The sequence below is a fragment of the Nocardia sp. NBC_01377 genome, from assembly GCF_045040005.1.
Taxonomy (GTDB): domain Bacteria; phylum Actinomycetota; class Actinomycetes; order Mycobacteriales; family Mycobacteriaceae; genus Nocardia; species Nocardia noduli.
The window spans coordinates 7,698,091-7,710,717 of the sequence record NZ_CP109566.1; the positions used below are offsets into that span (position 1 = coordinate 7,698,091).

General features: G+C 67.9%; 11 protein-coding genes. 7 read left to right on the top strand and 4 right to left on the bottom strand.

The features are described from left to right. Window positions 1–233: 233 nt before the first annotated feature. A complete protein-coding gene (locus OG225_RS35450) occupies window positions 234–644 on the bottom strand; it encodes a very short patch repair endonuclease (RefSeq protein WP_405179111.1) in 411 nt (136 codons plus the stop codon). Further along, complete coding sequence (locus tag OG225_RS35455) at window positions 641–1,774, bottom strand: DNA cytosine methyltransferase (RefSeq protein ID WP_405183477.1); 1,134 nt, start codon at window positions 1,772–1,774, stop codon at window positions 641–643. The genes OG225_RS35450 and OG225_RS35455 overlap by 4 nt, the downstream gene beginning before the upstream one ends. 326 nt (window positions 1,775–2,100) lie before the next feature. Here OG225_RS35455 and OG225_RS35460 point away from each other — a divergent pair, with 326 nt between their 5' ends. Together OG225_RS35460 and fadD32 are read left to right on the top strand one after the other, a co-directional pair. Further along, window positions 2,101–3,351 carry a KasA/KasB family beta-ketoacyl-ACP synthase gene (locus OG225_RS35460; RefSeq protein ID WP_405179112.1) on the top strand — a complete coding sequence of 417 codons (1,251 nt, stop codon included), beginning with the start codon at window positions 2,101–2,103 and terminating at the stop codon, window positions 3,349–3,351. Window positions 3,352–3,472: 121 nt separating this feature from the next. Then, a complete protein-coding gene (fadD32, locus tag OG225_RS35465; RefSeq protein WP_216911285.1) occupies window positions 3,473–5,392 on the top strand; it encodes a long-chain-fatty-acid--AMP ligase FadD32 in 1,920 nt (639 codons plus the stop codon). Between the two features lie 223 nt (window positions 5,393–5,615). Here the strand turns inward: fadD32 and OG225_RS35470 are convergent, their stop codons facing one another. Then, window positions 5,616–5,894 (bottom strand): putative quinol monooxygenase, encoded by a 279-nt coding sequence (locus OG225_RS35470; RefSeq protein WP_405179113.1) that lies wholly within the window; start codon window positions 5,892–5,894, stop codon window positions 5,616–5,618. 158 nt (window positions 5,895–6,052) lie between these two features. On the opposite strand from OG225_RS35470, the gene OG225_RS35475 reads away from it, so the two are divergent. From OG225_RS35475 to OG225_RS35485, 3 genes are all read left to right on the top strand, one after another. Beyond that, window positions 6,053–7,951, top strand: a complete 1,899-nt coding sequence (locus OG225_RS35475; RefSeq protein ID WP_405179114.1) for an ABC transporter ATP-binding protein — start codon at window positions 6,053–6,055, stop codon at window positions 7,949–7,951. A gap of 98 nt (window positions 7,952–8,049) precedes the next feature. Next, window positions 8,050–9,855 (top strand): ABC transporter ATP-binding protein, encoded by a 1,806-nt coding sequence (locus OG225_RS35480; protein ID WP_405183478.1) that lies wholly within the window; start codon window positions 8,050–8,052, stop codon window positions 9,853–9,855. A gap of 110 nt (window positions 9,856–9,965) precedes the next feature. Continuing rightward, window positions 9,966–10,562 carry a putative glycolipid-binding domain-containing protein gene (locus tag OG225_RS35485; RefSeq protein ID WP_109522806.1) on the top strand — a complete coding sequence of 199 codons (597 nt, stop codon included), beginning with the start codon at window positions 9,966–9,968 and terminating at the stop codon, window positions 10,560–10,562. Window positions 10,563–10,569: 7 nt separating this feature from the next. Here OG225_RS35485 and OG225_RS35490 read toward each other — a convergent pair whose 3' ends face one another. Further along, window positions 10,570–11,520, bottom strand: a complete 951-nt coding sequence (locus OG225_RS35490; protein ID WP_405179115.1) for a prephenate dehydrogenase — start codon at window positions 11,518–11,520, stop codon at window positions 10,570–10,572. Window positions 11,521–11,578: 58 nt separating this feature from the next. On the opposite strand from OG225_RS35490, the gene OG225_RS35495 reads away from it, so the two are divergent. Both OG225_RS35495 and OG225_RS35500 read left to right on the top strand, forming a co-directional pair. Next, a complete protein-coding gene (locus OG225_RS35495) occupies window positions 11,579–12,118 on the top strand; it encodes a tRNA adenosine deaminase-associated protein (protein WP_216911280.1) in 540 nt (179 codons plus the stop codon). A gap of 40 nt (window positions 12,119–12,158) precedes the next feature. Continuing rightward, on the top strand, window positions 12,159–12,593 hold the full coding sequence (locus OG225_RS35500) for a nucleoside deaminase (RefSeq protein ID WP_254189912.1): 435 nt from the start codon (window positions 12,159–12,161) through the stop codon (window positions 12,591–12,593). The last annotated feature ends 34 nt before the right edge of the window (window positions 12,594–12,627 follow it).

Sequence of the window (12,627 nt, forward strand, 5' to 3'; positions counted from 1 at the left end):
ACCACCCGACCGCGATTCCTTGCCGAGTTATCGGTTCGTACGGCATTACCATCGGAAACACAGCGTCCTATCAGGTTGGCCACCGAGGGTGGAGAGTACGCAACCGAGGAGGTCTCATGATCGGATTCGCGACAGCCGTCACCGGCTTCGCCATGATGGCGGCGATAGCGGCGTCCGGCTATCTGGCGGCACACGCGCCACGTCATCTTGTTCGAGTACGCCACCGGTGACGTTCAATTCTCCAGCGCGGACTGTACCCGGTCCGCGGCCGCCGCGGCGTCCTCGTGTTCCCAGATACGCACGACATGCCAGCCCGCCGCCGTCAATTCCGCGTCGGTCGCTCGATCTCGGGTGACGTTTCCGGCCAATTTCGCCGCCCACCACTGCGCGTTGTTCTTCGGATCGGTGGCGTGCTCGGGGCAGCGGTGCCAGAAACAACCGTCGACGTAGACCGCGACCCGCAGCCTCGGGAAGACCACATCGGCCCGGCGGCGTTGACCGGTCAGCGGCGCGCGGTCCACGAAATAGCGCAGGCCGCGCCGGTGCAGTTCGCGACGTAATGCCAGTTCGGGCTTGGTTCCGGTCCGTCGTTGCCGCGACATCCGCGCGCTGGTGGCGGCATCGGTGGGCGGACGTTCGGTCATGCCGCCCAGCCGCCCATCCGGTCGAGATGGCTTTCCACGTCGTCGAGGAATCCCGGCGGGAACCGCAGCCTCCCCATTCCGGTGCGACGCAGGAATCCCGCCGTCGCCCGTGCCGAGAGCAGCCGGGAATCGGTCAGGAAATTCTTCAGGTCCTCGTACGGTTCGTGCACCGGCCAGGTCGAGACCACGGCCCGCTGGGTGACCCCGTTGTGCCCCCATGCCGCCACCGGCCACGGCGCTCCCGGGGCGAGCGGCAGATATTCCGGCGTCGGTCCGTCCGGCGCGGCCAGGCGTGAGCCGACCCAGTCGGCCATCCTGACACTCACCGCGTTACCGACCAGCTTCCAGCGGTGGCCCTGGCGCACACCGGGCGCGGTGACCGCGGGCGCGGTCCAGCCGGGGGCGAAACCCTGGAGTCGTTCGGCGTCGGCGATGCCGGGGGTGACCAGTTCGCCCGACGGCAGCCGCACCGCGGGCGGGCTCGCGATGCCGAGCGCGGAACCGCCTTTGAGCGTCGGCACCGCGTTGACCGCCCAGCCGAGCCCGCGGACACCCTCGGTCCAGTAGAAGCCGCACGGATCCTGTTCCTGGTCACCGATTTCCAGCGCCCCGGCGTCCGCGCCGAACAGCACCGGCCGTGGGTCCTCGGTGCGTGAGGCCAGCATCAGGACCCGCTGCCTGCGCTGTGGCAGCCCGAACGCCCTCGCGTCGACCACCCGGTAGGCCCAGGTGTAGCCGAGCTCCTCCAGCGCGATCGTGATGTGCCGCATCGCCGCGCCCCGGCCCAGTTGCAGCATGAAGGGGACGTTCTCGATCAGCAGCCAGCGTGGTCCGCGTTTGCGGCGCACCAGGCGGAACACCTCGTCGACCAGTCCGGACCGCGGCCCGGTGATGCCGGCGGTGCGTCCGGCCTGCGACAGGTCCTGGCACGGGAAACCGGCCGCGACCAGCTCGGTGCGGGCCGGGATCGCGCGCAGCCTGGTGACATCGGTATGCAGTTCGACGTCGGAAAAGTGGTGGGTGAGCACCGCGCGGGCGCCCGGATCGATCTCGCAGAGCAGTTCGGTGTGCCAGCCGTGATGTGCCAGGCCGAGTTCGAGTCCGCCGATCCCGGCGAACAACCCGACCATCCGCCCCGTCACCGTCAACCCCTTCTGCGTCTCGCGAACCCACGATGGGAGCCGAGACTACTCGAGTCACGGCGGTCGTGAATACCGCCCTGGGGTGGCGCGAACCGAGTTCGCGTGTCATGCTGCGGATCAGCTCTGCCTCCCCGATAATGCCAATCGGCCGTATTTCGAATGCGGCTTCTCGACGGTAGGGGCGGTTTCTCTCGCCTTGCTCTGTGGTTGCCTCCGACGGTTTGTCTCCCGACGGTTTGACTCCCGACGCGCTCCTCGCGTCGACGCGCAGTTCCCGGATCCATCCAAGCGAAGCCAGGAAAGCGAGCCATCGAATGCAGATTCCGTCCACCACCCGCGGGGATTTCCCCAGCGTGGTCGTCACGAGCCTTGCGGCGACGACGTCCATCGCGGGCGATGTCGACTCGACCTGGAAGGGACTGCTCAACGGCGAAAGCGGCATCGACATCCTGGAGGACTCCTTCATCGACCAGTTCGAGCTGCCGGTGCGCATCGGCGGACATCTGAAGGTGCCGCCCGGCGCGAGCCTGACTCCAGCGGAGACCCGCAGGCTGGCCTACGTGGAGCAGATGGCGACGGTGCTCGGCCGTGAGGTGTGGCGCAACGCGGGCAGTCCCGATGTGGACACCGAACGGCTCGGCGTCTCGATCGGCACCGGACTCGGCGGCGCCGAGGCCATCATCGACGCGCGGGACAAACTGGCCAACGGCGGATACCGCAAGGTGTCGCCGCTGACCGTGCAGGCGATCATGCCCAATGGCGCCGCCGCGTGCGTTTCGGTCGACCTCGGCGCGAAAGGTGGCGTGGCGACACCGGTTTCGGCCTGTTCGTCGGGTTCTGAGGCAATCGCCAACGCGTGGAAGATGATCGTGATGGGTGATGCCGACATGGTCGTCACCGGCGGCGTCGAGGGGTCGATCCAGGCGATCGCCATCGCGGCGTTCACCATGATGCGCGCGATGAGCATGCGCAACGACGACCCGAAATCCGCGTCACGCCCGTTCGACGTCGATCGCGACGGCTTCGTCTTCGGCGAGGCGGGCGCGATGATGGTGATCGAGACCGAGGAACACGCCAAGGCGCGCGGCGCGACCATCCACGCCAGGCTGATGGGCGCGGGCGTCACCTCGGACGGCTTCCACCTGGTCGCCCCCGATCCGGAAGGGACGGGGGCCGCGCGCGCCATGACGAGGGCCATCGAGACCGCCGGGCTGACCAGGCACGATATCGGTCATATCAACGCACACGCGACCGCCACCCCGATCGGCGACACCGCCGAGGCCAGGGCGATCGCCAAGGCCATCGGCAATCACGCGTCGGTCTACGCGCCCAAGTCGGCGCTCGGCCATTCGATCGGCGCGGTCGGCGCGCTGGAATCGGTGCTCACCGTGCTGAGCATCCGCGACGGCGTGGTCCCGCCCACCTTGAATCTCGACAACCAGGATCCCGAGATCGATCTCGATATCGTGCGAGGTCAGGCGCGGCCGGGGCAGATCGATTACGCGGTGAACAACTCCTTCGGCTTCGGCGGTCACAACGTCGCGTTGGCCTTCGGCAGGTACTGAGTGATGCCGGGAGGGTATGAAGGCCGGTCTCGGACCTGCTAATCTTCCCGGCGCTCCAGTGTCGTTCTGTGTTCGGTGTCACTGCACGCCTCGCGCGTGCGTTGGATAAAGGATATGGCGAATGATCGGCGAGACCTTTGACGATTACGTGGACCAAAAGGGCAAGATCAAGATTCCGGGTGACCAGACCCTCATCGATTTCGTGGACAAGCACAGTACGCAGAACGGGGAGGGTCTCGCGTACCGCTACATCGACTACTCCCGGGAAGTCGACGGTGAATACCAGGATCTGACCTGGCGAGAGTTCGGAATCCGGCTGCGCGCGGTGGCGGCTCGGCTGCAACAGGTGACGAGTCCGGGGGACCGGGTGGCGATCCTGGCCCCGCAGGGCCTGGATTACGTCATCTCGATCTTCGCAGCGGTCTACGCGGGCAATATCGCGGTCCCGCTGTTCGACCCGGACGAGCAGGGACATACCGATCGGCTGCGCACCGTTCTCGACGATTGCTCCCCGGCGGCGATCCTGACCGTTTCCACGGCGGCGGCGGGAGTTCGCGAGTTCTTCCGGCATCTGCCCGCGTCGCAGCGTCCGCGCATCATCGCCGTCGACGCGATTCCCGACAGCGTCGGCGCGCAGTGGTTCCGTCCGGATATCAAGATCGATGACGTGGCCTACCTGCAATACACGTCGGGATCGACCCGGTCACCGGCCGGTGTCGAGATCACCCACCGCGCGGTCGGCACCAATCTGCTCCAGATGATCGATGCCATCGGTGTCACCGAGAATTCGCGCGGGGTCACCTGGTTGCCGCTGTTCCACGACATGGGACTGCTGTGCGTGATCCTGCCGACCATCGGCGGCGGCTACATCACCATCATGTCGCCGAGCGCCTTCGTCCGGCGTCCTTACCGGTGGATCAAGGAACTGGCCGCGGTATCCGACGGAGCCGGAACATTCGCCGCCGCACCCAATTTCGCGTTCGAACACGCCGCGGCGCGTGGGCTCCCGAAGAACGGCGACGAACTCGATCTGTCGAATGTGATCGGGTTGATCAACGGCAGCGAGCCGGTGTCGATGTCGTCGATCAACAAATTCAACGACGCCTTCGCCCCCTACGGGCTGCCGAGGAGCGCGATCAAACCCTGCTACGGCATGGCCGAGGCGACGCTGTTCGTCTCCGCCACGAAGAGTTCCGACGAGGCGCGAGTCGTCCACGTGGACCGCGCGGAATTGAACGCGGGCCGCATGGTCGAGGTCGACCAGGGCGTCGAGAACGCCATCGCCCAGGTGTCCTGCGGATATGTGGCGCACTCGCAGTGGGCGGTCATCGTCGATACCGAGCACGGCGCCGAACAACCCGACGGCGCGGTCGGGGAGATCTGGCTGCACGGCGACAATATGGGCATCGGGTACTGGGGGCGCGCCGAGGAGAGCGCGGAAACCTTCCACAACACGCTGATCTGCCGGCTGCCCGAGAACAGTCACGCCGAGGGCACCGACCCCGGCGCCAAATGGATGCGCACCGGCGATTACGGCGCCTACCTCGACGGCGAGCTCTACATCACCGGCCGGGTGAAGGATCTGGTGATCGTCGACGGGCGCAACCACTACCCGCAGGATCTGGAATTCTCGGCGCAGGAGGCGAATTCGGCACTGCGGCCGGGGTTCGTCGCCGCCTTCTCGGTGCCCGCCAACCAGCTGCCCGCCGAAGTCTTCGCCCAGGGCTCGCATTCGGGCCTGCGCTTCGACGCCGAGGACACCTCCGAACAACTGGTGGTGGTCGCCGAACGTGGCACCGGCGCGGGCAAGATCGATCCCGAGCCGGTCGCCGATATCGTGCGCGCCGCCATCGCCCAGCGTCACGGTGTCACGGTGCGCGATCTGCTTCTCGTCCCCGCCGGGTCGATTCCGCGGACATCGAGCGGAAAGATAGCGCGACGCGCCTGCCGGGCCGCCTATCTCGAAGGCACCCTGCGCGGCGGGTACCAGCAGCAGGCGTTTCCCGACACGGTGGAGGTGGAGCGCGCCGGGGTGCGGTAGTTCCCGGCGTCGCATCGGTTGTGCGACGCGGGATTTCACGGGAGCGGGTTCGCATGCGGCCCGGTGAGCGGGTCTTCCGCCCACCGGGCTGTTGTGTCTCCGAGAGTTCGTGTCACGCCGATACCGGCCTCGGCGGACAATCGCTCAGCCAGAATGCGCAATCCTGTCGGTGCGCGTCGACTCTGTCCGCTGCGGCCGGTGCCAACCATTCCGCAACCGCCATCTACAGCCGGGTCTCTCCGTCGGCAGTGAACTCCCTGACATCCGCGCCGATGATCTGCCCGTCCAGATCACCCGACGTGCCCGCACCACGAAACGCGTCGACCTCGGCCCGGCCGACCCAACGTTCGAAGACGTTCACGCGGTCCGGGTCGACCAGATCGGGGCCGATGCCGAAGTCGAGACAGCCGGGCGCCGTGCGGGCCAGCTCGACCACCTCGCGGCATTGCTCGAGATATCGATCACGGTCGATGACCTTCAGATGTCCGGCGACGATGAGCACCTTCGCAGTGTATTGCCTGTTCGCCGGGTTACCGATGCACCCAAAACCGCTTGGTCGGTGTGGCCGCTGATGCCATCCTGGAAAGTCGGGCTCCTGTGCGAGTTTCGCCGGGCGCCTCGTTCTTCCATGTGACGAACCAGGAATCAGCAGGGGGACCATTGTCTGTCGCAACGCGGTTGCAGTCCACTGAACCGGACACCGATTTACCCGAGCGGCCCGCCGTCCCAGCGTCGGGCCGCCTGCACTCACTGCGGCGTTTCTGGCCGTATCTGCGTCCGCATCGCACGGTTCTGGTGTGGGCGACCGTGCTCGCGGTGCTGTCGACGCTGACGGCCATCGTGATACCCCTGATGATCGCCCGGATCATCGACGGGCCGATCGCGCATCGAGATTTCCCCGCCATCGCGGGTCCGGTCGCGCTGGTCGGCGTGCTCGGTGTGCTGGAAGCCGTGGGGATCTGGGGCAGGCGATGGCTGATCGCCGTGCCCGCCACCGAATTCGAGATCACCATGCGCGCCAAGATCTATCGCAAGTTGCAGTCCTTGGCGATCGGCAGGCACGACGCCTGGGAATCCGGGCAATTGCTCTCGCGCGCCGTGGACGATCTGGCCACGATGCGCCGCTTCGTCGCGTTCGCCGGGCCGTTCATGTGTATCCACATCGTCGTCATCCCGGTGGGTCTGCTGACGCTGATCGCGCTGAGCTGGCAGGTCGGCCTGATTTTCACCCTGATCTCGATCCCGGTGTCCGCCATCTGTTTTCGGTTCGTCCGTCGCTACGAGGTGGCTTCGCGTCGCTCGCAGGACCAATCGGGTGACCTGGCGACGACGGCGCAGGAATCCGCGCAGGGCGTGCGGGTGCTCAAGGCGTTCGGGCGCGGCGCGTACTTCGGCACCCGGTTCACCGCTCAGTCGCGGAAGCTGCGACAGACCGAACTGCTCAAGGTCCGGCTCGACTCGGTGCTGTGGTCGGCGATGCGCGGCCTGCCGCAGCTGGCCATCGCGTTCGCGCTCGGATACGGCGGGTACGCGGTGGCGCACGGCACCATGACTCTGGGCACCCTGGTCGCGGGCATCACCCTCGCGACCTTCCTCCAGTGGCCCTTCGTCTGGACGGGGTTCCTGCTCGCCGAACTGAACGACGCGCGCACCGCGGCCGATCGCTACTGGGAGATCATCGATACGCCGGTGGATATCGCCGATCCGGTCGATCCGGTCCGGCTGCCCGAACGGGTCGCCGGTGAATTGCGGCTGGACAAGGTGGGTTTCGCCTTTCCGCGCAGCGGTGACGGCGCTCGCGAGCCGGAGGACCGGGTGCTGCGCGATGTCACGCTCCGGGTGCGCCCCGGTGAGACGGTAGCGCTGGTCGGGGCGACGGGCAGCGGGAAGACGGCGCTGCTCAACCTGATTCCGCGTTTATACGACGTGTCGAGCGGTGCCGTCACCATCGACGGTATCGATGTCGCGTCGATGCGGTTGGCGGATCTGCGTTCGCTGGTGACGGTCGCGTTCGAGGATCCGGTGCTGTTCTCGGCGAGCGTGCGCGAGAATATCGCGCTCGGCGATCCCGAGGCCACCGACGCCGATGTGCTTCGCGCGCTCGACGTCGCGCAGGCCACCGACTTCGTGAACGACCTGCCGTGGGGGCTCGACACCAGGATCGGCGAGCAGGGCCTGAGCCTTTCCGGCGGACAACGTCAGCGCCTCGCCCTGGCCCGCGCGGTCCTGACCAGCGAGAGCGCGAGTCAGCGAACGAGAATCATGGTGCTCGACGACCCGCTGTCGGCATTGGACGTGGAAACCGAGGAGCGGGTGCAGGAACGGCTGCGCACCGTGCTCGCCGGGGCGACGACCCTGCTGGTCGCGCACCGTCCGTCGACCGCGTCGCTCGCCGATCGGGTGGCGGTGCTGGCCGCCGGTCGCATCACCGCCGAGGGCACCCACGAACAGTTGTTGCGCACCAGCGCCCACTACCGGGAATTGATGGGCGGCACATCCGATCCCGTGGACGCGGCGGTCCGCGCGCAGTCGAGTACTCGATCGGAGGCGGACGCGTGAGCACGAGCGAGACCGCGCGACAGGACGGGAAAGCCCCTCGCGATCCGGCCGAGGACGACGCCGCCGACTGGCGGGGGATCGCGGGCGAGGACCGCGAGATGACCGAGGCCGGAAACCTGGTGCTGGCCGGACGATCCCGGCGACTGCTGATGAGTCTGGCGCGCCCCTACCGTTCCCTCGCGGTGCTTGCCCTGGCGCTCATCGTCGTCGACAACGCGGCCATGGTCTCGGCGCCGCTGTTCATCGCGCACGGTCTGGACACCGGAATCGCCCGGGGAGCCGAAGGTGACTGGGCGCCGCTGGCGTGGACGGTGACCGGCTATCTGTCCACGGTCGGCGTCGGCGTGCTCACCACGTATTTCTTCCTCCGCGTCTCGGGGCGGCTGAGCCAGAGCGTGCTTTTCGATCTGCGGGTGCGGCTGTTCGCGCACACCCAGCGGTTGAGCGTGTCCTTCCACGAGAAGTACACCTCGGGCAAGGTGGTCACCCGCCTGACCGGCGATATCGAAACCCTCCAGGAATTGTTGAAAGGCGCGCTCGACCAGGCGTTGAGCGCGATCCTCTCGGTGATCACGATCGCCGCCATCCTGATCTACCTGGACCAGTTGCTCGCCGCGATCGTGCTCGTCGGCTTCGTACCGCTCGCGCTGGTCACCCGCTGGGCGCAGCGCAGGCAGCGGGCCGGATACCGGCGCACGCGTGTCGCCATCGCCAGGGTCGTCGTGCAGTTCGTCGAATCGATGGGCGGTATGCGCGCGGTGCAGACGTTCCGGCGCGAACAGCGCAACGAATCGGTTCTCGCCGTCGAGGACGGGGAATTCGCGTCGTCGACCATCGTCGCCATGCGCGGCATGGGCGATTACGCCGGACTCACCAGGCTGCTCGGCAATCTGACGACGGTGATCGTCATCGTGGTCGGCGCCTGGCAGGTGATCGAGGGCAATCTCGCGGTCGGTGTGCTCGCGGCCTACCTGCTCTACCTCAACGAGTTCTACGGTCCGCTGGACGAACTCGCGCAGGTCTTCAACTCCTACCAGTCCGCCGCCGCCGCGCTGGAGAAGATCTCCGGGGTGCTGGAGGAACGTCCTTCGGTGCCAGAACCCGCCGATCCGACACCGCTGGCGCAGGCGGCGGGCGCGGTGCGGATGGATCACGTCTGGTTCGGCTACGGGACGCTGCCCGGCGCGGAACCGGACCGCGACCGCGGCGGGCGGGTGCGCGCGGTGCTCCCGGAATTCTCACTCGATATTCCGGCGGGCCAGGTGATCGCCCTGGTCGGCGCGACCGGCGCGGGGAAATCGACGCTCGCGAAACTGCTGACGCGGTTCTACGATCCGTCCGGCGGCACGGTCACCCTCGACGGTGTCGACCTGCGCGCGCTCTCCGACGCGGATCTGCGACGGCACGTGGTCATGGTGACGCAGGAGGCCTATCTGTTCTCCGGATCGGTGGCCGACAACATTCGGCTCGGCAGGCCGGACGCCACCGACGAGCAGGTGTACGCGGCGGCCCGCGCGGTCGGGCTGCACGATTTCGTCGCGGCCCTGCCCGACGGTTTCGACACCGATGTGCGCAAACGCGGCGGCAGGCTCTCCGCGGGGCAGCGCCAGCTCGTCGCCTTCGCCAGGGTCTTCCTGGCCGACCCCGCCGTGATCGTGCTCGACGAGGCCACCTCCAGCCTGGATATCCCGGGTGAGCGTCAGGTGCAGCAGGCGTTGGAGACGGTGCTGCGCGAACGCACCGCCGTCATCATCGCCCACCGGCTCTCGACCGTCGCCATCGCCGACCGGGTGCTCGTTCTCGAACAGGGCAGGATCGTCGAGGACGGCGCACCGGCGCAGCTCATCGCGGGCGACGGCCGGTTCGCCGGGCTGCACGCGGCGTGGCGGGAGTCGCTGGTGTGACGTGTCGAGCTGTGATCCACGCGGCAGAAAGGCGGCCGAGATTCGCGGTGTGACGAGGGCAGACGCCGGTGTGATGCGGTTGCCGGGGGTTTGTCGCTTACGGTAGATAGGTGACCAATCCAGCCCCTGGCTCCGAGAGCGCATCCCGGTGGCCGGCGATTCTCACGTGGCGGTCCCACAATGCCACGCGGATGGAGTCGGTGCGCGTGACCATGAACGGCAATCGCATCCGCGCCGCCGGCCGAATGATAGGCGGCGATTGCGCGGATCATCCCGCGTTCAGTGCGTCCTACGACCTGGTCACCGACGAGAACGGCGCCACCAAGCGACTATCCCTCCGCACCACCACCGCGGCCGGGGAACGGCACGCGTCGATCGCCCGGGACGAGGAGAGCTACTGGCTCGTCGACGCGGGCGGCAGCCATGTGCGCTCGACCTTCGCCGGTGCGCTCGACGTCGACGTCGTGCTCAGCCCGTTCTTCAACACCCTCCCGATTCGTCGGTTCGGCCTGCAACACCGGGCCGACGACGTGCAGGTTCCCGTCGTCTATGTGCGGCTGCCCGACCTGCTCGTGCAGGAGGCGAGTCTCACCTACAGCAGTGGAGTCGACGGCATCAGCGTGCTGTCGCCGGTATCGAGCGCGACCGTCACCGTGGACGCGGAAGGGTTCCTGCTCGACTATCCCGGCCTCGCCGAACGCATCTGAGCCGGGTTCACGCCCGCGCGGTGTACACCCCGCCGCGCCTGCCCGCCTCGCGCATCCGTTCCAGCCAGTCGTGGTCGCCGGGGCGGATATCGGTGATCTCCCAGCGTTGGTTGTCCTCGTAGGCCGTGCGGCCGTCGTGTCCGGCCGCGATCAGATCGGCCAGCGAGCCGTCGGCGCGCAGACTGTCGCGGGCCGCGCCGAGCACCGTGAGCGTGTCGTCGAGCACGCTCAACAGGGCGTCGCGATTCGGCTCGCAGATCGCCCGGACCAGGTCGGGCGCGGTGGCCGCGACCCGCGTGCCGTCGCGGAAGGATCCGGCGGCCAAGCCGAGCGCGAGCGATCCGCCGCTCGCGCCCGCGACCGCGAGCGCCTCGGCCAGGACGTGCGGCAGGTGCGAGATCCTGGCGACCGCGCGGTCGTGGTCCTCGGATGTCACCGGCACCACCACCGCGCCGCAGTCCAGCGCCAGTCGGGTCACCCGCGTCCACGTCAGCGCGTGCGTGCCCGGATCGACCCCGACCGCCCACACGGCGGCCTCGAACAGGTCGGAATCCGTCGCGGCCCAGCCGGATTCGGAAGTGCCTGCCATGGGGTGCCCGCCGACGTAGCGGCGGGAGAGACCGTGCGCGCGCACCGCGTCGGCCACCGGCCCCTTCACGCTGACGACATCGGTGAGCGCGCAGTCCGGCGCGAAAGTGGTGATCGCCCCGAGCAGGTGGTCCACCGCGGGCATCGGGACCGCGATGACGATCAGCGCGTCCGCCTCGGCGGCACGGGTCAAGGTGGCGGGCAGATCACCGGAGACGTCGAAACCGTCGGCGACCGCGGCCGTGACTCCGGCCTCGGATCGGTTGTATCCCCAGGCTCGATATCCGGCGTCGGCGGCGGCCCGCAACAGCGAACCGCCGATCAAACCTGCTCCGAGGACGCAAACCGGCGCTTTCTGGTCGGAAGTCACCGGAACAGATTGGCATACGACTTCAACATTTCGGGTCAGGCAGACTACCGTTGCGGCCATGGCAGCACAGCGCTCGGGCACTAACAGGGCGACGTCGGAAGATTACGACGACGTGGAAGGGTTCGCAGTGGCGGTGGTCCGCGAAGACGGCAAATGGCGGTGTAGTCCGCTGAGCTCGGAAGCGCTCACCAATTTGTCCGTGGCGGAGGACGAACTCAAAGCATTGCGCAGCTCGGGCGCGGTGTTCGGCTTGCTGGACATCGACGACGAATTCTTCGTCGTCCTGCGTCCGGCGCCGAGCGGAACCAGGCTGCTGGTATCGGATGCCACCGCGGCGATCGAATACGACATCGCCGCCGACATCCTCGAAGCGCTCAATGTCGAGATTCCCGATATCGAACCGGATGAACTCGACGATATCGAACCCTGGGAAGAAGGCGACCTCGGTGTGCTCGCCGATCTCGGCCTGCCCGAGCCGGTGCTGAGCGTCATCCTCGCCGAGACCGACCTGTACCCGGACGAACAGCTCGGCATGATCGCCCAGCGACTCGGTTTCGCCAACGAACTATCCGCGGTGCTGGACAAACTGCCTCGGTGACGTGAATCTGCCGCAGAACCCGATCATTTCGGATACCGCGATGGTCCGTGCCGCCATCGCGGCCGCGGCGGCGGCCGACCCTCGCGATGTCCCGGTGGGCGCGGTCGTCTTCGACGCGGAAGGCCGCGAACTCGCGCGCGCCGCGAACGCGCGCGAAGCGCTCGGCGACCCCACCGCCCACGCCGAGGTACTGGCGCTGCGCCGCGCGGCCGCCGTCTTCGGCGACAGTTGGCGGCTGGAGGGCGCGACCCTGGCCGTCACCCTCGAACCATGCACGATGTGCGCGGGCGCCCTGGTCCTCGCCCGCGTCGGCCGGGTCGTCTTCGGCGCCTGGGAGCCCAAGACCGGCGCGGTCGGCTCGCTGTGGGACGTCGTGCGTGACCGTCGCCTCAATCACCGCCCCGACGTCAGGGGCGGAATCCTCGAACCCGAATGCGCCGCCCTCCTCGACACCTTCTTCCAGCAGCGCCGCTGACCACCCCGTTCCAGGCGATTTAGCGATCCAGCCC